This is a genomic window from Paenibacillus sp. EB106-05-06-XG162, from assembly GCF_058791655.1.
This window is the reverse complement of the sequence record NZ_JBYTDT010000008.1, coordinates 24,583-46,797: the sequence shown is the minus strand read 5'-3', so window position 1 is coordinate 46,797 and position 22,215 is coordinate 24,583. Positions and strand designations below refer to the sequence as shown.

Below are 22,215 nucleotides of genomic sequence, written 5' to 3'. Positions count from 1 at the left end.
AAGTCAAAACATAGGAGGAAATCATGGGCAGAATAGTTCATTTCGAGATTCATGTAGATGACATGGTGCGTGCCAAGAAGTTTTATGGAGAGGTATTTGGATGGACATTTGAGGATTGGAGCACTTATGCTGGAATGCCCTATTTTGGCGCTGTTACGGGCAATGAAAATGAACTTGGAATCAACGGGGCTTTGATGCAACGTCAAGGGGCCTCTCCAGAACCAGGTCAGGCTATGAATGGTTATGCATGTACAATTGGAGTGGGGGACTACGATTCTACTGAAGAAAAAATTGTTAGTCTTGGAGGCAAGGTCGCATTACCAAAGTACGCACTCCCTGGAATGGCTTGGCAAGGGTATTACATTGACACTGAAGGAAATGTATTTGGCATCCATCAGCCAGATAAAAACGCAAAATAATATTTTTCATTGCATAGACAAAAGCCCGACCGCGTGAGGTCGGGCTTTTCATGATGGAGGCGAAGGGAATGTTCATATCTCCATCTTACTTGCTCACGATGCTTATCCTCCGCCGACGATATTAGCGGTTGGATATAAACGCCGTGCTCTTTCCACTTCGCTCCAGTCCGCGCGGACTGAACCCAGGGTTCGACCCCTCGAGACTCCACACAATGCAAAAAGGACACCTCTGAGGTGTCCTTTTTCATGTTGGTGGAGGCGAGGGGAATCGAACCCCTGTCCGAAGATAACGCAACATAAGCTTCTACGGGTGTAGTTACAGTTTTGATGTCACCCGAGTATCGCCCCGTAACCGGCTATACTTTGGGTCAGCCTGATTGTCTTCTTCAGCACACCCCAGGCGGAGATGTGACAGCGTATCCCACTAAAGTTGGGCCCCGGTCTCGGCACATGGGCGATGCAGAGGCGAAGCTCGCTAACAGGTTATTAAGCTGCTAATGCGAAGTTGTTTTGTTGTTTGCCGTTTAATAGGCTTTAGCGTTGATGAAGCGGTCGCGTCCCCACTACCCGCTACTCATGCCCGAACTACCCCCGTCGAATCCAAGAACGCCCCCATGAATGTAGAAACGTCTGCGTCCTCGTAAGGACCACTGTTTCTATAAAGGGAATGCGCCGATCGAACCAACTAATATTCGATCTGGACCAGTGATAATTCTGAAGTCCACCGACTTCAATCGAGCATGGTAGATAGTTATCGTGAATATCCATGTCGGTCACTCACGATTACATTCTCATTATACGGCCTTGGACCCTCAAAAGTAAAGGAACACCAAAATGTTCATCATCTCACTAGGTTTATCCAAGGCAAGATTATCTAGCCACTTTCTGCTTCTCACGCAGAATACGCTGAATATCGCGTTGTGCATCCCGCTTCGCCGCAGATTCACGTTTGTCGTATTGTTTCTTCCCTCGACCTAAGCCAATCAGCAATTTGGCATAACCATTGCGAACGTAGATCTTCAGAGGAACAATCGTATACCCTTCGGTCTTCGTCTGTCCCAACAGCTTATGAATCTGAACACGGTGCAATAGCAGCTTACGTGTACGCGTAGGATCTGTCGGATTGAACCGATTCCCTTGTTCGAACGGACTAATATGCATATTGTGGATGAAGATTTCCCCGTTACGAATCGTCGCAAACGCATCACCGATGTTCGCTCTTCCTGTACGTAAGGATTTGATCTCCGTCCCGGTCAGCACCAGACCCGCTTCATACGTATCTTCAATAAAATAATCATGGGATGCCTTCTTATTCTGGGCGAGCAATTTGCCATCACTCTTTTTACCCATGATAATCACTCCTTTCGAGCGTCCATCCGCCCGATGCTATAGACCTCTATTGTAGCAACCCCGCAGCGTCAAATCAAGGAGAAAGGCACGCTCAGAGCCGCTAATGCAAGTGAACCTACTCTATTCAGAAAAATATTTACATCGAACCGTCTTGTCAGATGGTTGGTTAGAAGCTACGATTCATATGATACGGTAATAGCCATGAACGAAGGAGGAACAACGCATGCAAGAGAAGCATGAACCCCAGATCACTGTGCAATCTCCTGCTCCTAGCGACTCACTTCATGAAGCACAAATGCCGCACTACCCTTACAGCGAATCAGACTTCAATACGACGCACAAGCTCGCCAATTTCCGGATAGATCTTCGTAACCCCGACAATGTCCACCTCGATCGATTTATCAATGCCAAGGCCGTCTACGACTGGTCCCAACTCCGTTGGAAGGACATCGGCCGCCCTTTCCAAGTGAAGAACATGTCGGAAGCCCGTCGAGATTGGGAACAGCAGCATGAACAGACGATGCCGATTCGTACCTCCTGGCAGCTCTTCAACCAGTCTTTTCATACCCTATTCGAAAAAGATGTCCCGAAGGAGCTGCAAGCTACGAAGGCATCCTTATGGAAATCACTCAGCCGCTTCCATCCTAGCGAAGTCCGAACAGCCCTCAGTGATCTCGCCCAGCTTAGCGTCTGGAATATCGCACATCGTGTCACCGACGGCGTGTGGGACCCTCGCGGCAAAAGAGCGCTATTCCACGGACTCGATGTCACACGGCCACGTATTCTTTTTCTAGGAGCTGCGGAAGGATACGAAGCCATGCAGCTGTATTCCATGTATCCTGGCGGAGAAGTGGTTCTCGTCGACTATGACGAATTCTGCCGTACCGATCGATTCGGGCAATTCCCGGAATCCTATCCCTTCCTAGGATCTCACCCTTCCACGAGACATCCCAAGGTATGGTACAAGGACCAAATGAATCTCCATTATATCGTTGATGATATACGCAACCTCACCTTCGGTCCGGAATTCGATATCGTCATTAGTGTCGGACTGCTCGAGCATTTCTCAGATGAGCATAAGCCTGAAGTTATGAATTGGCATCACAAGTTCCTAAAACCTGGTGGATACGCCATTCTGACGACACCGAAGAAACATCTCAAGACGCGTCTCTTCTACACCGTCATGGAAGATATCATGAACCATACGTACCGCGAACTCATGGACATCCGTCAGATGGGTCTCTATGTGTACGAGAACGGCTTTGACATCCTGAGACACGGCACCATCAAAGTGCATAACGGCATCGTCGCCAAAGCGCGCTAGCCCCATCGCCTGCGATATTACGATCCGAAAAACCAAAAGGAGCCTGCGCGATCCGCAGACTCCTTGTTTATGTTGCCTCTTATTTCCGCTTCTTCCGAACGAACGAAGCCGTACCGTTCTTCGGCTTTCCGCGTCGCTTCGATGCGCCCTGGCCTTCACCTACAAAAATACCGCTCTCTGACGTATTCTTGCCCGGTTTACTCCGACCTTCACCAAGGCCAAATCCGGTACTGCTTGGTTCTAACCCGGGCTCCGATGGTGTCGGCGCACCATAACCGCCTTTACCTGAACCAAAGCCAAATTTTTTGCCTTGCTCCGATGATGGGTTCTTCGATTCACCACGGTCTCCACGTGTACGATCCCGCGACTCGAACTTGCCGAACTTTCCACCCTTTTTCCCCGGACTATCTGGTTTGAACGGGCTAGATTTCCCACCTCTGCTGGTTCCTGCCGCGCCGCTGCGAGATGCATCCGAACTCGGTTTCCCTGCTCCGGATCGCTCTGATTTGCCGCTGCCGGGTTTACCGCCACGATCGCCTTTACCGCGTGATCCAAAGCCGCCTTGACCGAACCCTTTGCTCTTGCCCTTGCCGCCGCGTCCACCGCGATCGCCAAAGCCTCCGCCAATCAGATTCAGTTGGCCTCCTCGGGACTTCGTATCCAGCATCTCAAAATCAATCGTATGATCGTCCATATTCACACGTGCAACGCGAATCTTCACTTCATCGCCAATCCGGTACACCTTCGATGTACGTTCACCGATCAGTGCCATATGCTGCTCATGGAAATGGTAGTAGTCATCCGTCATATCACTTAGACGAATCAAACCTTCCACCGTGTTATCAAGCTCCACGAAAATCCCGAAGCTCGTCACGCTGCTGACCATGCCTTCGAATTCTTCGCCGACCTTATCGAGCATGAATTCCGCTTTCTTGAGCTGCTCTGTATCACGTTCAGCATCCACAGCCACGCGTTCACGCTCCGAAGATTGCTGTGCAATTTCCTTCATCCGAGAAGCCAGGTATTCATGACGCTGTTCCGTAAGCGCTCCGCCATTCTCTGCTACCTCGCGGATAATACGATGGATCACCAAATCTGGATAACGGCGAATCGGTGAAGTGAAATGCGAGTAGAATTCAGCAGCCAAGCCAAAATGACCTAAGCTTTCCGAATCATATTTCGCCTGCTTCATCGATCGCAGCATCATCGTGCTGATGACGGTCTGCTCCTTCGTCCCTTGAATCTGTTCGAGTAATGTCTGAAGTGCCCGAGGATGCACGGAATTGCCTTTCCCCCGTACCGCATAACCGAAATTCGCTGCGAATTGCATGAATGTCATCAGCTTCTCAGAATCTGGGTCTTCATGGATTCGGTACAGGAATGGAACACGCAACCAGTGAAAATGCTCAGCCACCGTCTCATTCGCCGCGAGCATGAACTCTTCAATGATCATCTCGGCGATCGAGCGCTCTCTTTTGATAATATCAGTCGGTTTGCCATTCTCATCGACAATGACCTTTGACTCTTGGAAATCAAAATCAATCGCGCCGCGACGCATCCGGTGCTTCCGCAGCCGCTCAGCTAATTCACGCATCAGCTGGAAGTCCGGCACCAAGTCCTGATAGCGTTCCATGAGCTCCGGATGTTCTTCGGGTTCCGTTAGAATTTTACGTACATTCGTATACGTCATCCGTTCTTTCGTCTTGATCACACTCGTGAATATATCATGGTTCACAACTTTCATGTGCTCATCGAATTCCATCTCACAGGATAGCGTTAAGCGGTCCACCTGCGGATTCAAACTGCAGATCCCGTTCGACAGACGATGCGGCAGCATCGGAATAACCCGATCCACCAAATACACACTGCATCCACGCGCATAAGCTTCTTGATCCAGCTTCGATCGTTCTGGGACATAATAACCCACGTCAGCGATATGAACACCAAGCTTGTAATTCCCGTTAGGAAGACGTTCCACATTCACCGCATCGTCCAAATCCTTCGCATCTTCTCCGTCAATCGTCACAATGCGCTTATCCCGAAGATCCCGTCGACCTTGCTCAACAATCTCTTCCTCTGTAATCGAATCCGGTGCTGAAGCTGCCTCTTCCATGACTTCTTCAGGGAACGCTTCAGGCAACTGATGCTTGCGAATAATCGAGAGAATATCGACGCCTGGGTCATCTTTATGGCCCAGAACCTCCACAACTTCCCCTTCCGCTGCCGCACGGCCTTCCGGGTAATTAACAATCTTCGCAACAACCTTCTGACCCGTCACTGCACCTTGGAATGCATCTTTCGGTATGAAAATATCACGATTAATCCGCTTGTCATCCGGGATGACAAACCCATACGTCTCATGATTCTGGAATGTACCCACGACTTGCGTTACCGCACGACTGACGATACGCGCGACTTCACCTTCTAATTTCCCACCGGCCGCACCCTTCGTTGTTACACGTACAAGGACGATATCTCCATTCATCGCACTCTTCAAATCGTTCGCGTGAATGTACACATCCGGATGTTCTCTATCATCTGGAATAAGGAATGCGAATCCCTTCGCATGGGCCTGTAACCGGCCGCGCAGGAGATTCATTCGCTCCGGAATGCCGTACCGTTCAGAACGCGTGCGAATGATCTTCCCTTCCTGCTCCATCTGGATCAGCAGCTTCAGAAATGCCTTGAATTCCTGCGCATCCTCAATTCCAAAATGCTGCTCCATCTCCTGATACGTCATCGGCTTATATGCCGTCTCTTGCATAAAATCTAATACATCTTGTTCAGTTAACAAGAAATCACCTCAAATCAATCCCATCGATTCGTGTTGCTATGTATATATACTCAGTATACACGAAATGTCGCTTAGACATCCGTAATCCTAAAAAAGAACCTTATACCTGTATAAAATAAAAAAAGCAGGAGAAATCATCTCCCGCTTGTTCTCATCTTCAATTAAGATGCTTTAACCAAATAAGCAACGACCATTGCAAGAACGAAAAACCCTACTGCAAGTCCGACCGTCAAACGCTGCAAGAACAAATCCAAGCCGCGTGCTTTTTGTTTACCAAAAAGATGTTCCGCTCCACCGGAGATGGCACCCGATAGCCCCGCGCTCTTCCCTTTCTGTAGAAGAACGACAGCAATCAAGCCTAACGAAAAAATGACGAGTAAAATTGTGAACAAAGTTTCCATAGTTCCACCTCCTGTAAGAATAGCTTCACATCAAAATGATAAGTTATGTGTAAAACGTTAGGTTACATCATTAAAGAACAGTATTCTTATTGTATCATTAACACATTCGAATTACAAGGTCAATCCCAATCATTGCCTGTATGGAGCCATTACAAGCCAATTCTGCATACAAAAAGGGCTAACCAGTCACCTGGCTAACCCTTTTGATAGAAGATCAATTATTTTTTCAAGTTGTAGAATGCTTTCAAACCGCCGTATTGAGCCAAATCAGCCAATTCGTCTTCGATGCGAAGCAATTGGTTGTATTTTGCAACACGGTCTGTACGGGAAGGAGCACCTGTTTTAATTTGACCAGCGTTTGTCGCAACAGCGATGTCTGCGATTGTGCTATCTTCGGATTCACCGGAACGGTGGGAGATAACTGCTGTGTAACCAGCACGTTTAGCCATTTCGATTGCATCGAAAGTTTCAGTAAGTGTACCGATTTGGTTCACTTTTACCAAGATGGAGTTACCGATTCCTTTTTCGATACCCATGCCAAGACGCTCTGTGTTCGTAACGAACAAGTCGTCACCAACCAATTGAACTTTGTTGCCCAATTTCTCAGTAAGCAATTTCCAACCTTCCCAATCGTCTTCGGACATACCGTCTTCGATGGTGATGATTGGGTACTTCTCAACCCATGAAGCAAGAAGGTCAACATACTCAGCGGATGTGTAGGATTTACCTTCACCTGCAAGTGTGTATTTACCATCTTTGTAGAACTCCGTGGAAGCTACGTCCATACCAAGGAATACGTCTACGCCTGGTTTGTAACCAGCTTTTTCGATCGCTTCGATGATTGTCGTGATTGCTTCTTCGTTGGAAGACAAGTTCGGCGCGAAACCACCCTCGTCACCTACAGCTGTGTTAAGGCCTTTTGCTTGCAATACAGCTTTCAAGTTGTGGAAGATTTCTGCACCTGTGCGAAGAGCTTCTTTGAAGCTAGGAGCGCCTACAGGGAGAACCATGAACTCTTGCACGTCGATGTTGTTGTCTGCATGCTCACCACCATTGATGATGTTCATCATTGGTACTGGAAGAGTTTTTGCATTGAATCCACCAAGGTATACATAAAGAGGAATGTCCAAAGCTTCTGCTGCTGCGCGAGCTACAGCCATGGATACCGCTAGGATTGCGTTCGCACCCAATTTACCTTTGTTCGGCGTTCCATCCAATTGGATCATCGCTTTGTCGATACCTACTTGGTCAAGTGCGTCCATACCGATGATTTCTGGAGCGATTGTTTCGTTTACGTTCTCAACAGCTTTAAGAACACCTTTACCCATGTAACGGGATTTGTCTCCATCGCGAAGCTCAACCGCTTCGTGAGCACCTGTGGAAGCACCTGAAGGTACGATTGCGCGTCCTTTAGCGCCGGATTCAAGATAAACTTCTACTTCAACCGTTGGGTTACCGCGGGAGTCCAAGACTTCGCGTGCGTATACGTCAGAAATAATTGTCATGTTAAATTACACTCCTTTTAGATGTTGTTAATAATCAGCCTTTTGATCACGAAGATTAGCTCTGCCGCTAATTCGACATCGCATCTTGCATTCACCTTCGAAGTCCGTTGCTCATGTAGGTTTCTCCTACACTCCGCTACTCCTTCTTCAGCTTCATACAACCTAAGCGTTAGCTTACGATGTCAGTTTCTTTCGGAAACTTTCAGGTGCTGAAAAGTCGGATTATTAACTCTCAATTTAATTTTTTACTTATTTACAATCGTTGTGCCCGTCATTTCTTCCGGCTTGTTCAATTGCATCAGGTCAAGAATGGTCGGAGCCACGTCCGCCAAAATCCCGCCTTCTCTTAGGGTAACATCTTTGGTAGTCACGATACAAGGAACCGGGTTCGTCGTATGCGCGGTATGCGGACGGCCATTCGCGTCGATCTCAACTTCGGCATTACCATGGTCCGCGATAATGATGGCTACGCCGCCTTTGGCGATAACCGCATCAACCACTTTACCAAGGCACTCATCCGTTGCTTCAACCGCTTTGATTGTCGGCTCGAGCATACCCGAGTGACCCACCATATCAGGGTTCGCAAAGTTCAAGATAATGCAATCTTGACGTTCTGCTTCGATCTCTGCCACCGCTGCTGCTGCAACTTCCGCTGCACTCATCTCAGGCTGCAAATCATACGTTGCAACTTTCGGTGAAGGGATCAAGATACGTGTCTCGCCTTCCAATTCCTTGTCGCGTCCGCCACTGAAGAAGAACGTAACGTGCGGATATTTCTCGGTCTCAGCGATACGAAGTTGTTTCTTGTTGTTCTGTACGAGCACTTCGCCAAGTGTATTATCAAGGTTCTTCGGTGAGTATGCGACGAATCCGTCCACACTCTCGCTGAACATCGTTAGACATACATAGTGTAAGTTCTTCGGTGCTTTATCCCCACGGTCAAATCCGCGGAAGTCCGCGTTCGTGAACACTTGGGACAATTGAATCGCACGGTCTGGACGGAAGTTCAAGAAGATAACGGAATCTTCCGACTCCATCAAGCCTACAGGCTGTTCGTTCTCATCCACGATAACCGTTGGCATTACGAACTCGTCGAATACCGATTTTTCATAAGACTCAACGATCGCTTTGAGTGGGTCTTGGTATTTCGGGCCTTCGCCATATACCATCGCGCGGTAGGATTTCTCCGTACGCTCCCAACGCTTATCGCGGTCCATCGCATAGTAACGGCCTTGAACCGTTGCGATGGTACCTACGCCGAGCTCCTGAATTTTCGCGATCAATTGTTCCATATAGCCTTTTGCGCTATCTGGCGATACATCGCGTCCATCCAAGAAAGCATGGATGAATACATTATTGAACTCTTCTTTTTTGCACAGCTCTAGCATCGCGAACAAATGACTGATGTGACTGTGCACACCACCATCGGATAGCAATCCATAGAGATGCAATTTTTTATCGTTATTTTTCGCATGACGAACCGCTTTAATCAGCGTCTCGTTATCGAAAAACTCACCATCACGAATCGATTTGGAGATGCGAGTCAAATCTTGATACACGATCCGGCCTGCGCCGATGTTCAAGTGACCTACTTCCGAGTTCCCCATTTGACCTTCAGGAAGCCCTACCGCTTCACCACAAGCCGTAAGCGTTGTGTGAGGGTAAGTCGACCAGTAACGATCAAAATTCGGCTTATTCGCTTGTGCAACGGCGTTACCCACCAAGTTGTCACTAAGCCCAAAACCATCGAGGATAATCAGTGCTACCGGTTTAGGTGCTGTCATTTACTTCGCCCCCTCAACCAATGCAATGTAGGAAGCTGGTTGCAAGCTTGCGCCACCGACCAAAGCGCCATCGATATCGCTTTGTCCCATGTACTCTTGTACATTTTCCGGTTTCACGCTGCCGCCGTATTGAATGCGAACCGCATTCGCTACTTGCTCTCCATACAAACCTTTCACAAGTTCACGAATGTAGCTGATCACTTCATTCGCATCTGCTGCAGTTGAAGATTTACCCGTTCCAATCGCCCAGATCGGCTCATAAGCAATAACAGCTTTCGCTGCTTGCTCTGCGCTTAATCCTTGGAAAGCAGCTTCGGTCTGCACTTTGCAGACATCTTTCGTCTGGCCTGCTTCACGCTCTTCAAGCTTTTCGCCCACGCACACGATTGGTGTTAAGCCGTGTTTGAATGCTGCATGCATTTTTTTGTTCACGATTTCGTCTGTCTCTGCGAAGTATGCGCGACGCTCGGAGTGACCCAAGATCACGTATTCCACACCAAGATCCTTCAGCATAATGCCGCTGATTTCACCTGTGAATGCGCCGTTATCTTCGAAGTGCATGTTTTGTGCACCAACTTTGATGGAAGTGCCTTTTACAGCCTCAACAAGTGCTGGCAAGTTCGTGAATGGTGCGCAAATCACGCTCTCCACGCCTGCAACTTCTGCTTTCCCCTTCACATCTTGAACGAAAGCTGTTGATTCACTTACAGTTTTGAACATTTTCCAGTTCCCTGCAATGATTGGAGTTCTACTCATGGTTTTCACGTCCTTCTATTTTCCCCACCTAAGGAGTACTGATCTTATTTATCGTTAAGCGCTTCAACGCCTGGAAGCTTCTTGCCTTCCATGAACTCAAGAGATGCGCCGCCACCAGTTGAGATATGGTCCATTTTGTCTGCCAAATGGAATTTCTCTGCTGCTGCTGCTGAATCGCCGCCGCCAATCACTGTGTAACCTGCTGTTTCTGCACAAGCTTGTGCTACAGCGCGTGTACCGTGGGAGAATGGCTCGATTTCGAATACGCCCATAGGTCCGTTCCATACGATGAGCTTCGAATTCTTGATCACGTCTGCATAAAGCTCACGTGTTTTCGGTCCGATGTCAATACCTTCCCAATCCGCTGGAATACCGTCTACACCAACGATTTGCGTGTTCGCATCTGCGCTGAAATCGTCACTTACAACGATATCTACAGGGATCATGAAGTTTTTGCCAAGTTGTTTGGCTTTCTCGATAAACCCAAGCGCTGTTTCCAATTTCTCGTTATCGCAGAGCGATTTGCCGATTTCGTGACCTTGTGCTTTGAGGAATGTGTAAGCAAGTCCGCCACCGATCAATACGTTGTCAGCAATTTCGAGCATTTTGTTGATAACATCGATTTTATCTTTAACTTTCGATCCGCCGACAATCGCTGTGAATGGACGCTCAGGGTTCAGCAAAGCTTTGCCAAGTACGTTCAATTCTTTCTCCATCAGAAGTCCGGAAACGGCTGGTAAGTATGCAGCAATACCTGCTGTCGAAGCATGTGCACGGTGAGCAGCGCCGAATGCGTCATTCACGAACAAATCTGCAAGGGATGCAAATTCTTTCGCGAGTTCCGGATCATTCTTCTCTTCACCTGCGTAGAAACGAACGTTCTCAAGAAGCAATACATCGCCGTCTTTCATTTCAGCGATTTGTGCTTTAACCGCATCGCCAATCGCTTCGTCTGCTTTAACTACTGGTTTGCCTAGCAATTCGCTAAGACGAACCGCAGCTGGTGTTAGACGCATCGAATCCACGAACTGACCTTTTGGACGGCCCATGTGACTTGCTAGAATAACTTTTGCACCGTTCTCGATCAAATATTTGATCGTAGGCAGGGTTTCACGAATGCGTGTGTCGTCCGTAATCTTACCGTCTTCTAATGGCACGTTAAAATCGACACGGACAAATACGCGTTTACCAGTTACTTCTACATCACGTACACTCTTCTTGTTCATTCGTCGGTTCCTCCAAACACATATTAGTTAAAGAGCGGAAACAATTATGAACTGTTTCCGCTCTACAATCATGCTACAACCGCTATTACTTCGTAGCTAGTTTAGCGAAATATTCCAACGTACGGATCAATTGCGCTGTGTAGGACATTTCATTGTCGTACCAAGCTACTGTTTTAACCAATTGCTTGTCGCCAACTGTCAATACTTTTGTTTGTGTTGCGTCGAACAAGGAACCGAAAGTCATACCTTTGATATCGGAAGATACGATTTCATCTTCTGTGTAGCCATAAGTTGCTGGGTCAGAAGCAGCCTTCATTGCAGCGTTGATCTCGTCAGCTGTTACTTTTGCATCAAGAACAGTTACAAGCTCAGTCAAGGAACCTGTTGCTACAGGAACACGTTGTGCTGCACCGTCAAGTTTACCTTGAAGTTCAGGGATAACAAGACCGATTGCTTTTGCTGCGCCTGTTGTGTTAGGGATGATGTTCTCAGCTGCTGCACGAGCGCGACGGAAGTCACCTTTCGCATGCGGAGCATCAAGTGTATTTTGGTCGCCTGTGTAAGCGTGGATTGTTGTCATCAAGCCTTCAATGATACCGAATTTGTCTTGCAATACTTTTGCCATTGGAGCTAGGCAGTTTGTTGTGCAAGATGCGCCAGAGATAACTGTCTCTGTACCATCAAGAATTTCATGGTTTACGTTGTATACGATTGTTTTCATATCGCCAGTTGCTGGAGCGGAGATAACAACCTTTTTAGCGCCTGCTTTGATGTGTTTCTCAGCAGCTTCTTTTGTTGTGAAGAATCCAGTACATTCAAGAACGATGTCTACGCCAAGCTCGCCCCATGGCAATTCTTCAGGATTACGGTTCGCAAGAACTTTAACGTCTTTACCGTTTACTTTGAAGAATCCTTCATGTACTTCAACGTTTCCTTGGAATTGACCTTGAGTTGTATCATATTTCAACAAATGAGCTAACATTTTAGCGTCTGTCAAGTCATTGATTGCTACCACTTCGATACCTTCTACTGCTTGAATACGGCGGAAAGCAAGGCGTCCAATACGTCCAAAACCATTAATACCAACTTTAACCATTGATGATTCCTCCTAAAATTAATTTATATATACTCAAGACAAACCTGAGGGCTCGTCAAGACCACAACATTGTTAACTTACTTCTTGTTCTTCTGCATCCATCAATCGAATGATTTCAAGCGCTGCACCTTCGTCAATAATGAGCACATTCTCACGCCCGAATTTCAAGACGGAATGAATCGCTGCTCCTTTACTAGCACCGCCAGCAATGGCAATCACGAGTTCCATTTCTTGAATCTCTTCGAGTCGAAGTCCTAAGGACACCATCTTGTGAACCACATTGCCTTGTCGGTCAAAATAGTACCCGTAAGCTTCCGCTAGAGCACCCTCCTGCCTTAAGGCATCCACCATCTGTTGATCGACCCGTCTTCGTTTGGCCATCACAAAGGCGTCTCCAATCCCATGAACGACAATGCGAGCTTTCCGAATGAACTCCACAATCTCTAGAATATTCGGTTCTTGCATCAAGGACTGATATGCCTCTTCGCTGAGAAGATCCGGGACATGCAGTAATCGATATTGTGCGCCTACACGTTTTGCCATCTTCGATGCGATGGTGTTGGCTTGATAATCAAGACTCTCGCCTAAACCGCCACGAGCTGGCACGAACCAATTGGATTTCATCGGCGTCGTTGAAGTCATCTGTTCTGCCATCTGAGCCAGTGTGGAACCGCCAGTGAGAGCAACGACATCATCTTTACCCATCACTTTACGAAGCACTTTACATGCTGCAAGACCAAGATCTCGCTTCGTAAGCGGCGAACGATCCGAATCACCCGGTACAATCAGCACTTGCTGAAGACCGAAAGACTTGCGAATTCGCTCCTCCATATTTGTTAGACCGAACAGTTCTTTCACAATGGATTCTAAGTCCTCTAGCAGCTTCTCTCCGGCTGAACTTAGGCGCATCCCTGCGCTCTCAATTTCAATGAGTCCTTGTGTCTTTAATAAATCTGTCTCTGCACGCAGTACCCGCTCGGTCATCTCTAAGGAAGTCGCCAGCGTCCTGCGCCCGACTAACTCAGACAGCTTGATTTGATGAAGGATTTCATATCTCTTTTTTAGTATTTCCATGAGATCAGGCAGAAGTTGCTTTTCTATCTCTAATATTTTCCGCATTTCTTTCCACTCCTGCAACTTTAGTTGGCCCGAAAACGTCCCACGGAAACCTTTTTAGTCCCACCTCTAGTTTAACCCTTTCGAGAGCAGTTTGCAAGTGTACCGCATGTAGAATTCACATGTTTACAGAAACTTATACATCGTGGAATAGCCCTTTTTAACTCGGTAGCTCATCTTCGGGTGTATTTCGATAGAAGTTTCTCTTGATAATCAGATTAGGACTTGCATTTCTATGGTTTATAGCATATAATTCTCCTTGCTATCCTTTTTGCGCCCGTGGTCCAATGGATATGACGTAGGCCTCCGGAGCCTGAGATCTAGGTTCGATTCCTAGCGGGCGCGCCATACATACACACACAGAATCAGCTTCGGCTGATTTTTTTGTATCACCAGTTTGACTATCTTTGACTTTTGTTCTGATTTGGAGTATGATTTGGTGGAAAGCTAGTCGATGTGAGTAGAGGAGGATTTTCTGTGAGTTACATTCCTATGGTCGTGGAACAGACGAACCGCGGCGAACGTTCATATGACATTTATTCAAGGCTGTTGAAAGATCGTATTATTTTCTTAGGCTCACCCGTTAATGACGTGGTAGCGAATTCGATTATTGCGCAAATGCTATTCCTTGCAGCAGAAGATCCAGAGAAGGACATCTCGCTGTATATCAATAGCCCGGGCGGATCGATTACGGCAGGTATGGCGATTTACGATACAATGCAATTCATTAAACCAGATGTATCGACGATTTGCGTCGGTATGGCAGCTTCCATGGGCGCCTTCTTGCTTACAGCAGGGGTGAAGGGCAAACGCTTCGCACTGCCGAACAGTGAAGTCATGATCCATCAACCATTAGGTGGAGCAGAAGGCCAAGCCAGCGATATTGAAATTCGCGCGAAACGCATTATCAAGATGCGTGATCATCTGAACAAAATTCTTGCGGATCGCAGTGGCCAGCCGCTAGAGCGTATCGAGAAGGATACCGACCGCGACTACTTCATGAGCGCTTATGAAGCTGCGGAATACGGATTGGTCGACAAGGTTCTTGAGAAGCTGTAAGTTATACGCAAGACGACAAACCCCCATGCATCCAATGCATGGGGGTTTTATTGTATGAGCTACCACACGAGAGCTTCTAGAAAGGCAGCTTACCTTCAAAGCTCGGTGATACGGAACGGAATGGAATATAGAATTCAGGGAATCCCGCTGCGTAAGGCGTATATTCATACACCCCGAAATAAACCACAACACCCTCGTCTTTCACATAGAAAGTTGTATCTTCGTTAATGCTCTGGAATTTGGCATCGTACATCAACATAGGTGCAATCTCTTTTTTGATCTTTTCATTGATGACTTGCTTGTATTCCGGAACAAGCTTGAACAGATCATTCAGCGTATAGACGACGCCAGTATCAATATTGATGGTATAAGACCATTGCTCTGGCATGCCATGCGCGCCGCCTGTATATTCATTACTCGAGAATAAGAGGCTGATCACTTGGTTCGAATTATATTTGATGTCATAATTCGACGTGTATTCATATTTGAACCCAAGTTCTTCGTAGGCCCCCTTCGAGCTCTCTTTGGCCGTGTCGACATACTTCTTCGCTTCCGAAGCGAACAATGTGTTGATTTTCTCTTGAACCTCCGCATTTTTGAGCCCGCTTACCTGCGGATATTGTACATTAACAATCGCATCTTTGGTATTCTCATTGATTTTCTTCGATGACCAGATGATGTCGTTTTCTTGGATCGTCTTCAAATGAACGGACTTCGTCTTTGGATCCCACGTCGAATGGTAGCCGAAGTTATCCGTAAGAAGACTCAATGCCACATAGTTACTGCCATTCAAGAGGATGCGTCCGTAAGCATCCCACAATTCGTGACCATTCACAATCGAATTGACGGCATATTGGTTAACTTGAATAACAACATCTTTACCCTTTGCTTTTACACGCATGACTTTCTTATTCGCATCATAAGCCGTATCGAGTTTCAGATCTTTCGCAAGGATGTTAAGCGGAATATATGTACTACCGTCCTGTACAATCCCTTTGCTGAGTAGCGGTGCTCCATCCAGCGTAATCTGAATATTTGGCGTCGCCACGGATTGCCAAGGCGCTGTAGCCGCCGATGCATGTGAAGTTGGAATTAAAAATACGAGGCATAGAGCAACAAGCGTAATCGTTCGCAATACGTTTTTCATGGGTGAACGCCTCCTCTTTGATCGTTAACGCCTTATTCGCGTCCGCTCTTGATTTCAGTCCAGTAGCGGTCGTAGACTTGCAATGTTTTACCTACATCCATCAACCATTCGGTACGTGCAAACTCATCATTACTTAGGTTAATCATCTTATTCGCTTGATACTCAGGGCTATGGAACGGTTTTGCTTTTTCATTGGGATCACTGTATCCGATGGACTCATAGTTCTTCGCACTAACTTCTGGATCCAGCATGTAGTTAATGAATTTCTCTGCTAAATCTTTGTTCTTCGCACCTTTAGGAATCGCATAGTTATCGGAGAAAATTGTACTGCCTTCTTTCGGAATCACATAAGCAATATCCGGGTTCTGAGCAGCAATATACGCAGCATCGCCAGACCATACAGTTCCGATCCAACCTTCTTCCGCAATCAGCTTTTGTTTAATATTATCGGTATCAAACGCCAATACACTCGGAAGCAGTTGTTTAATATCATCTACAGACTTTTTAATCTCATTCTCGTTCGTCGAGCTATTCGAGAATCCGTTCTTCTTCAGGCCCATGCCAATCACTTCACGCATATCATCAAGCAACAGGACTTTATCTTTAAATTCTGGTTTCCATAGGTCGGACCAGCTTGTAATCTCGCCTTTCACATACTTCTTGTTGTATGCGATTCCCGTGACACCGGATGTATAGACGATGGAGTATTTATTATCTTTGTCGTAAGGAAGGTTCTTGAAATGGCTCGATATATTGTTCCAATTCGGAATATTATCTTTATTGAGCGGCTCGAGTAAATCCTGCTGGATCATCGTCGCAACCATATAATCCGATGGCTGAATCACATCATACTTCGATCCGCCAGCCTTTAATTTAGCGAGCAAATCTTCATTATTCGCAAACACTGCATAATTGACCGTTACGTCATATTTCTTCTCGAAATCTTTAATGACATCCGGATCGAAATTATCAGCCCAGCTATATAAGTTGAGTGTCTCCTTCTGAGAACATCCTGCTGTCACGACGAGTGTCGCGATCATTGCACCAGCGAGGACTGTGCTCGCGAACCATTTCATTTTTTTCAATCGTATTACCCCTTTCTGCTTTAAAGAATCATAATATTAAAAAGGAAGCGTCGAAGCCTTCTTGCCCCGATTCCCTTTATTCTGCAACCATTGCGCAATTAAAATCAATCCAACACTAACAATAATCATAATCGTACATAATGCGTTAATTTCCGGGGAAATTCCGCGTTTGACAAGCCCATAGATATAGATCGGTAATGTCGTCGAGTCCGGCCCTGCCACGAAGAAGCTAATCATGAAGTCATCGATCGACAACGTAAACGCCATAATCGCACCAGCCAATACCCCTGGCCAGATCGCAGGTAACGTAATGTAACGAAACGTCTGCCATGGTGAGGCACCCAAATCTTGCGCGGCCTCTTCTAATTGTTTGCCCATTCCTGAAATTCTCGATGCAACGATCACATACACATACGAGATGCTGAACGTGACGTGAGCAATAATAATCGTCCATTTGCCCAGCGGGAAATGGAATTGACTGAAGAGCAAGAGCAGCGATAAACCCATAATAATATCCGGTACAACGATGGGGAGATAGAGCATTCCGAGCACCGTCTTACTCTTACGAACTGCATTACGAAGGGCTAGAGCCGCTACCGTACCGAGTACCGTCGCAATCACCGTCGAAGTAAAAGCGATCGTCAAGCTGTTCATTAATGCATCCATCACGTTACGGTTCTGAAATAACGAGCCATACCATTTGAACGTAAAGCCTTCCCACGTACTGTTAATCCGCGAATTATTGAACGAGAAGATAAGGATCATGAGCACAGGCAAGTAGATAAACGCCATCACCAGGTAAGCGTGAATCGATAGCAATGGATTGGTCTTCTGCTTCATGCTCGTCCCTCCTTCGATCGTTCATGGCGTGAGCGGAGTGCCATATTGAATAAGTAGATCAACACCAGCGATGTGATCGCGAATATAACTGATAACGCCGCGCCGAACGGCCAATCCCTCGCCCCGAGGAACTGGGTCTGAATAATATTACTCAGCATCGTCGATTTGGAACCGCCGAGAATATCCGTCACCACATACATTCCTGCCGTGGATACGAATACGAGCACCGATCCGGTCATCATGCCGGATTTGGTCTGAGGTAACGTAATATGCCAGAATGCGCGCCAACGCGAAGCACCCAGATCGCTTGCCGCTTCGAGCAGCTTGCGATCCATTTGTTCAAGCGATACATAAATCGGCAGCACCATGTACGGAATGAACGTATAGACCATCCCCAGCAGCACAGCGCCTTTTGTATACAACATCTTCAAGGGTTCATCAATGATTCCGATATCCATCAAGAACGAATTGACAACACCCTGAGAACGCAGCAATAGGACCCAAGCATAGGTCCGGATTAGGAAATTTATCCAAAATGGCACAGTGATAAGCAAGAGCCATATTTTTTGCCTTGTTGGTCCTGCATTTGCAATGTAATACGCAAGCGGATAGCTAATCAAGACGCAGATCAGTGTTGTAAGAACGGATAACGCGATCGTATCCCAGTAAATCCCCATATAGAGGGAATCGAAAAACCGTGCATAATTATCCAAGCTGAATTGAATGACCAAATTTCCAAATTCATCGCGCCCGAGAAAAGAAATGACGACCACAATCGCCATCGGCAAAATCAGAAACAAACTTAGCCAGAGGACTACCGGGGAGATCAACCATTTCGTTTTTTTCATAACCCGATATTCACCTCATCCGTATCAAGCCAATCCACGCCGATATGCTGGCCAATTTGCCATTCATCCTCGTCTGTGAAATCGAGACAGATCGATACGGTCGTCTGTTCATCATTCAGATGAACTATCAGTTTGTGTACGTTACCTAAGTATACAATATCTTGAATAATACCTTTGCGCTTCGCCTTCTGTTCCCTGTCCCGAACTGCCTTGAGCTTCTCAGGACGTATCGCGAACATCCGCTCCGCTTCATGGAACACATTGTTCTCACCAATAAAGGTCGCTGCGAACAACGTCTGCGGTCGATTGTAAATTTCCTTCGGTGTGCCAATCTGCTCAATTTTCCCGTTATTCATAATGACGATCCGATCACTCATCATCATCGCTTCTTCTTGATCATGCGTTACATAGACGAATGTAATACCGAGGCTGCGCTGCAATTGCTTCAGCTCTGCTTGCAGGTTCTTACGCAGCTGTAGATCCAATGCGCCAAGCGGCTCGTCCAACAGAAGAACGCGAGGTTTGTTCGCAATCGCACGCGCAATCGCAACCCGCTGTTGTTGACCACCAGATAATTGATGCGGATAACGCTTCGCAAGAGGCGTCAGCTGTGTCAATCGGATTGCTTCACCAATTCGTTCCTTCTGTTCGGCAGCATCAATCTTCTTCATTTTGAGACCAAATTGGATATTCTGCTCCACCGTCATATGCGGGAACAGAGCATAGTGCTGAAATACGAGGTTCAAATCCCGCTTGTTGGCCGGCAGTTCTGTAACATCCTTACCATCGAGAAAAATTTCACCTACTGTAGGTTGCTCAAATCCGGCAATCATCCGTAAAATCGTCGTCTTTCCGCAACCGCTCGGCCCGAGCAATGTCAAAAATTCGCCCTCGCCAATGGTGAGGGATAGAGGGTGTACGACGGTCTGACCGGCAAAATGCTTTTCTATATTCATGAGTTGTATCATCGGCATCAACCCCTTACTCTTATATTTCAAAATAACCCCACAAAGTGATGTTATTGCTTCGAAGCGTCCCGGGTACTTTGCGGTGACCCCGAATACTCTAAACTTTCAAGAAAAAGAAAGCCATATCCATTGGTATGGCTTTCATCGACATTTCCTCGTTTACAAAGCATCTTCACTATACCGTGTTTTGTCCGATGATACAACTATTTTCTCGTTAATTCGCTAATAAATACATGAAACTTTCTTATTTTATTTCATAGACGACAGTCACGTTGGATTTAATGGAAACTTGACCCGTTTGGATCGAAGTATCTGCTGCTGCAGACTCCGTTTTTGATGCATAGACTTGGTTCGTGAACATTGGATAGACATCTGCACTTGATTCCGACACCGTGATCACCGAGACAATCTGCTGCTTCGCTGCGGAGGCAATGGCTTTCGCTTTCACTTCGGCATTCTTCATCGCTTTCTCTAACACTTGTGTCTCATACATTTCTGGATGTTCCGTATCGAAACGAACACCTTGCACCTGATTCACGCCTGCTTCCGAAGCAGCATCGATCAGATTGCCGACGGTATCCAAGTCGCGATACGTTACTTGCACCATATGCGTCGCGGAGTAACCTGTTAATTTCGGCCCTGACTTCTCATTATAGGTGTACTCTGGATTCACATAGAAACTAACCGTCTGCACATCCTCTGCTTTGACCTTGAAATTCGTAAGCGCTTGTTTCAATTTGGCGAACTTCGCTGCATTCGCTTTCTGCGCTTCCTTCGCTGTTGTCGCTTTGGTCTCGATTCCGAGCGTCACGTACGCAACATCCGGCGTTACTGTAATTTCTCCTTTACCCGTTACATTGATCGTGTGAACGAGACTTTGACTCTGAGCCGCTGGCGCTTCGGCCGCATAAGTCTTCGATGTTGGAGCAGCCCATGCTAATGCGACGAGCAGTGCGGTTGCTGCGAGTAATCCTAATCTTTTTGATCTATTGATTCTTTTTACATCCTGATTCATGTGAAAAGCCTCCCTTTTATTATTCTTCACTTGGTTCTACCTACATAGACGCTTCGATTTACCAAATGTTACACTGAAAAATAAATTATTCAGGCAAGCTTTATCTATTTTTTCGAGGCCCTATACAACAAAAAGCCCCTGATCCCAGGGGCCTTTGTATGTACATCATTCATTATTGATTTTCAAGTTCTTCCTTACTAACCAATTGAACCAATGCAGAAATAGCTTGCTCAGCGTCCGAACCTTCCGCACTTATATATATTTCAGTTCCCGAGCTGATCGCCAAGCTCATTATTCCCATGATACTTTTCGCATTAACTTTCTTCTCGTCTTTCTCCACGAAAATCTCTGACGAATATTTATTCGCTTCTTGAACGAACAACGCTGCCGGTCTAGCATGGAGACCCGTTTTTAACCGCACAACTACCGGGTGCTTTGTCATGGAAAAATTACCCCCTATTACTTATTCGATCTGGCGATTATCCTAATAAATTATTAGTCTTTTACAACATTATACCATTATAACATGAACAGCACTAGGAAAAAAAGTTTTACCCATTCCTAATTTTTTCCGCCAATTCGTCGATCTTACGCAGTCTGTGGTTGACCCCAGACTTACTTACCGACCCCTTGAGCAGTTCGCCGACTTCTTTCAAGTTAATATCCGGATGAGCCAGACGTACCTCTGCCACTTCCCGAAGTTTGTCCGGTAGACTCTCCAGACCCACTTCCTTTTGCAGCAATTTGATGTTATCAATCTGACGCACCGCGGCTCCGATGGTTTTGTTCAAATTCGCCGTCTCACAGTTCACGATCCGATTCACCGAGTTGCGCATATCGCGCATAATTCGCACGTCCTCGAATTTGAAGAGTGCTTGATGCGCGCCAATCATGCTGAGCAAATCGATAATCTTCTCGCCTTCTTTGATGTAGAAAATAAACCCTTTCTTCCGCTCGATACAACGAGCATTCAGCCCATATTCGTTCGCAAGGTCGACTAGCGCCTGACAATGCTCCTCGTACATCGAAGCAATCTCAAGGTGATACGATGAACCCTCGGGATTGTTCACTGAACCTCCAGCCATGAAGGCACCGCGTAAGTAAGCTCGCTTACAACAGTTATTTGCAATAATCTGCTGATCAATACCGTCCGTAAAATTGAAACCTTCTGAAACGATATGCAAATCTTTCAATATTTCCTGCACCTGCGTTGGAATTCGTACGATATAGACATTATTTTTCTTCAATCGCATTTTTTTCCGAACGAGCAGCTCCGTGTGCACGTCATAGTACTTCTTAATTAACGAATATATACGTCTCGCGATCGCTGCGTTCTCTGTCGAGATATCCAGAATAACCTTACGATTCGTCAACTGCACGGTACCATTCATTCGGAGTAGAGCTGATAATTCCGCTCGCTCGCAGCACGTATCCGCCTCAACCTGGGTTAATTCTTTTTTGGTCTGTGCCGCAAAAGACAAG

Annotated in this window: 20 protein-coding genes, 1 tRNA gene and 1 other RNA gene; 4 read left to right on the top strand and 18 right to left on the bottom strand. The window is 46.5% G+C overall.

The genetic code is table 11. The features are described from left to right. The first annotated feature begins 23 nt into the window (after nucleotides 1-23). Nucleotides 24-419, top strand: a complete 396-nt coding sequence (locus tag AC3WU2_RS17685; protein WP_492456421.1) for a VOC family protein — start codon at nucleotides 24-26, stop codon at nucleotides 417-419. Between the two features lie 250 nt (nucleotides 420-669). On the opposite strand, the gene ssrA is transcribed toward AC3WU2_RS17685, so the two are convergent. Together ssrA and smpB are read right to left on the bottom strand one after the other, a co-directional pair. Then, nucleotides 670-1,033, bottom strand: a transfer-messenger RNA (tmRNA) gene (ssrA, locus tag AC3WU2_RS17680). A 256-nt stretch (nucleotides 1,034-1,289) separates the two neighbouring features. Then, entirely contained in the window at nucleotides 1,290-1,769 is a 480-nt protein-coding gene (smpB, locus tag AC3WU2_RS17675; protein ID WP_018759103.1) for an SsrA-binding protein SmpB, read from the bottom strand. Nucleotides 1,770-1,992: 223 nt separating this feature from the next. On the opposite strand from smpB, the gene AC3WU2_RS17670 reads away from it, so the two are divergent. Next, nucleotides 1,993-3,093 carry a class I SAM-dependent methyltransferase gene (locus AC3WU2_RS17670; protein ID WP_492456419.1) on the top strand — a complete coding sequence of 367 codons (1,101 nt, stop codon included), beginning with the start codon at nucleotides 1,993-1,995 and terminating at the stop codon, nucleotides 3,091-3,093. 79 nt (nucleotides 3,094-3,172) lie between these two features. On the opposite strand, the gene rnr is transcribed toward AC3WU2_RS17670, so the two are convergent. From rnr to AC3WU2_RS17630, 8 genes are all read right to left on the bottom strand, one after another. After that, complete coding sequence (rnr, locus tag AC3WU2_RS17665; protein ID WP_492456417.1) at nucleotides 3,173-5,887, bottom strand: ribonuclease R; 2,715 nt, start codon at nucleotides 5,885-5,887, stop codon at nucleotides 3,173-3,175. A 161-nt stretch (nucleotides 5,888-6,048) separates the two neighbouring features. Next, nucleotides 6,049-6,288, bottom strand: a complete 240-nt coding sequence (gene secG, locus AC3WU2_RS17660; RefSeq protein WP_018759100.1) for a preprotein translocase subunit SecG — start codon at nucleotides 6,286-6,288, stop codon at nucleotides 6,049-6,051. A gap of 218 nt (nucleotides 6,289-6,506) precedes the next feature. After that, nucleotides 6,507-7,793, bottom strand: a complete 1,287-nt coding sequence (eno, locus tag AC3WU2_RS17655) for a phosphopyruvate hydratase (RefSeq protein ID WP_492456415.1) — start codon at nucleotides 7,791-7,793, stop codon at nucleotides 6,507-6,509. Between the two features lie 245 nt (nucleotides 7,794-8,038). Further along, nucleotides 8,039-9,577, bottom strand: a complete 1,539-nt coding sequence (gene gpmI, locus AC3WU2_RS17650) for a 2,3-bisphosphoglycerate-independent phosphoglycerate mutase (protein ID WP_492456413.1) — start codon at nucleotides 9,575-9,577, stop codon at nucleotides 8,039-8,041. After that, the gene (gene tpiA / locus AC3WU2_RS17645) at nucleotides 9,578-10,333 is read right to left on the bottom strand and encodes a triose-phosphate isomerase (protein ID WP_492456411.1); all 756 of its coding nucleotides are present in this window, start codon (nucleotides 10,331-10,333) and stop codon (nucleotides 9,578-9,580) included. A gap of 44 nt (nucleotides 10,334-10,377) precedes the next feature. Next, on the bottom strand, nucleotides 10,378-11,559 hold the full coding sequence (locus tag AC3WU2_RS17640; RefSeq protein WP_492456409.1) for a phosphoglycerate kinase: 1,182 nt from the start codon (nucleotides 11,557-11,559) through the stop codon (nucleotides 10,378-10,380). An 85-nt stretch (nucleotides 11,560-11,644) separates the two neighbouring features. Further along, complete coding sequence (gene gap / locus AC3WU2_RS17635) at nucleotides 11,645-12,655, bottom strand: type I glyceraldehyde-3-phosphate dehydrogenase (RefSeq protein WP_018759095.1); 1,011 nt, start codon at nucleotides 12,653-12,655, stop codon at nucleotides 11,645-11,647. A 72-nt stretch (nucleotides 12,656-12,727) separates the two neighbouring features. Next, a complete protein-coding gene (locus AC3WU2_RS17630; protein WP_018759094.1) occupies nucleotides 12,728-13,774 on the bottom strand; it encodes a sugar-binding transcriptional regulator in 1,047 nt (348 codons plus the stop codon). Between the two features lie 270 nt (nucleotides 13,775-14,044). Here AC3WU2_RS17630 and AC3WU2_RS17625 point away from each other — a divergent pair. Further along, nucleotides 14,045-14,119, top strand: a tRNA-Arg gene (locus AC3WU2_RS17625). A gap of 129 nt (nucleotides 14,120-14,248) precedes the next feature. Continuing rightward, nucleotides 14,249-14,830, top strand: coding sequence for an ATP-dependent Clp endopeptidase proteolytic subunit ClpP (clpP, locus tag AC3WU2_RS17620; RefSeq protein ID WP_314586539.1), 582 nt, complete (start codon nucleotides 14,249-14,251; stop codon nucleotides 14,828-14,830). Between the two features lie 76 nt (nucleotides 14,831-14,906). Here clpP and AC3WU2_RS17615 read toward each other — a convergent pair whose 3' ends face one another. The 8 genes from AC3WU2_RS17615 to whiA all read right to left on the bottom strand — a co-directional run bounded on the left by AC3WU2_RS17615 (nucleotide 14,907) and on the right by whiA (nucleotide 22,214). Continuing rightward, nucleotides 14,907-15,977 carry a PdaC/SigV domain-containing protein gene (locus AC3WU2_RS17615; RefSeq protein ID WP_492456405.1) on the bottom strand — a complete coding sequence of 357 codons (1,071 nt, stop codon included), beginning with the start codon at nucleotides 15,975-15,977 and terminating at the stop codon, nucleotides 14,907-14,909. 32 nt (nucleotides 15,978-16,009) lie between these two features. Further along, nucleotides 16,010-17,062 (bottom strand): ABC transporter substrate-binding protein, encoded by a 1,053-nt coding sequence (locus AC3WU2_RS17610; RefSeq protein WP_492456403.1) that lies wholly within the window; start codon nucleotides 17,060-17,062, stop codon nucleotides 16,010-16,012. A gap of 36 nt (nucleotides 17,063-17,098) precedes the next feature. After that, nucleotides 17,099-17,902 carry an ABC transporter permease gene (locus tag AC3WU2_RS17605; protein ID WP_018759090.1) on the bottom strand — a complete coding sequence of 268 codons (804 nt, stop codon included), beginning with the start codon at nucleotides 17,900-17,902 and terminating at the stop codon, nucleotides 17,099-17,101. Next, the gene (locus AC3WU2_RS17600; protein ID WP_492456401.1) at nucleotides 17,899-18,750 is read right to left on the bottom strand and encodes an ABC transporter permease; all 852 of its coding nucleotides are present in this window, start codon (nucleotides 18,748-18,750) and stop codon (nucleotides 17,899-17,901) included. Before AC3WU2_RS17600 ends, AC3WU2_RS17605 begins: the two co-directional genes overlap by 4 nt. Next, nucleotides 18,747-19,724 (bottom strand): ABC transporter ATP-binding protein, encoded by a 978-nt coding sequence (locus tag AC3WU2_RS17595; protein ID WP_492456399.1) that lies wholly within the window; start codon nucleotides 19,722-19,724, stop codon nucleotides 18,747-18,749. Before AC3WU2_RS17595 ends, AC3WU2_RS17600 begins: the two co-directional genes overlap by 4 nt. A 238-nt stretch (nucleotides 19,725-19,962) precedes the next feature. Beyond that, nucleotides 19,963-20,733: an SIMPL domain-containing protein gene (locus AC3WU2_RS17590; protein ID WP_492456397.1), complete on the bottom strand. Its 771-nt coding sequence runs from the start codon at nucleotides 20,731-20,733 to the stop codon at nucleotides 19,963-19,965. Between the two features lie 172 nt (nucleotides 20,734-20,905). After that, a complete protein-coding gene (locus AC3WU2_RS17585; protein ID WP_018759086.1) occupies nucleotides 20,906-21,175 on the bottom strand; it encodes an HPr family phosphocarrier protein in 270 nt (89 codons plus the stop codon). A 109-nt stretch (nucleotides 21,176-21,284) separates the two neighbouring features. Continuing rightward, the gene (gene whiA / locus AC3WU2_RS17580) at nucleotides 21,285-22,214 is read right to left on the bottom strand and encodes a DNA-binding protein WhiA (protein WP_314586546.1); all 930 of its coding nucleotides are present in this window, start codon (nucleotides 22,212-22,214) and stop codon (nucleotides 21,285-21,287) included. Nucleotide 22,215: the final 1 nt, after the last annotated feature.

Coding starts and splice junctions, on each gene's coding strand:
- AC3WU2_RS17685 (WP_492456421.1), top strand. CDS start 24: ATGGGCAGAATAGTTCATTTCGAGATTCATGTAGATGACATGGTGCGT.
- smpB (WP_018759103.1), bottom strand. CDS start 1,769: ATGGGTAAAAAGAGTGATGGCAAATTGCTCGCCCAGAATAAGAAGGCA.
- AC3WU2_RS17670 (WP_492456419.1), top strand. CDS start 1,993: ATGCAAGAGAAGCATGAACCCCAGATCACTGTGCAATCTCCTGCTCCT.
- secG (WP_018759100.1), bottom strand. CDS start 6,288: ATGGAAACTTTGTTCACAATTTTACTCGTCATTTTTTCGTTAGGCTTG.
- eno (WP_492456415.1), bottom strand. CDS start 7,793: ATGACAATTATTTCTGACGTATACGCACGCGAAGTCTTGGACTCCCGC.
- gpmI (WP_492456413.1), bottom strand. CDS start 9,577: ATGACAGCACCTAAACCGGTAGCACTGATTATCCTCGATGGTTTTGGG.
- tpiA (WP_492456411.1), bottom strand. CDS start 10,333: ATGAGTAGAACTCCAATCATTGCAGGGAACTGGAAAATGTTCAAAACT.
- AC3WU2_RS17640 (WP_492456409.1), bottom strand. CDS start 11,559: ATGAACAAGAAGAGTGTACGTGATGTAGAAGTAACTGGTAAACGCGTA.
- gap (WP_018759095.1), bottom strand. CDS start 12,655: ATGGTTAAAGTTGGTATTAATGGTTTTGGACGTATTGGACGCCTTGCT.
- AC3WU2_RS17630 (WP_018759094.1), bottom strand. CDS start 13,774: ATGCGGAAAATATTAGAGATAGAAAAGCAACTTCTGCCTGATCTCATG.
- AC3WU2_RS17615 (WP_492456405.1), bottom strand. CDS start 15,977: ATGAAAAACGTATTGCGAACGATTACGCTTGTTGCTCTATGCCTCGTA.
- AC3WU2_RS17605 (WP_018759090.1), bottom strand. CDS start 17,902: ATGAAGCAGAAGACCAATCCATTGCTATCGATTCACGCTTACCTGGTG.
- AC3WU2_RS17600 (WP_492456401.1), bottom strand. CDS start 18,750: ATGAAAAAAACGAAATGGTTGATCTCCCCGGTAGTCCTCTGGCTAAGT.
- AC3WU2_RS17595 (WP_492456399.1), bottom strand. CDS start 19,724: ATGCCGATGATACAACTCATGAATATAGAAAAGCATTTTGCCGGTCAG.
- AC3WU2_RS17590 (WP_492456397.1), bottom strand. CDS start 20,733: ATGAATCAGGATGTAAAAAGAATCAATAGATCAAAAAGATTAGGATTA.
- AC3WU2_RS17585 (WP_018759086.1), bottom strand. CDS start 21,175: ATGACAAAGCACCCGGTAGTTGTGCGGTTAAAAACGGGTCTCCATGCT.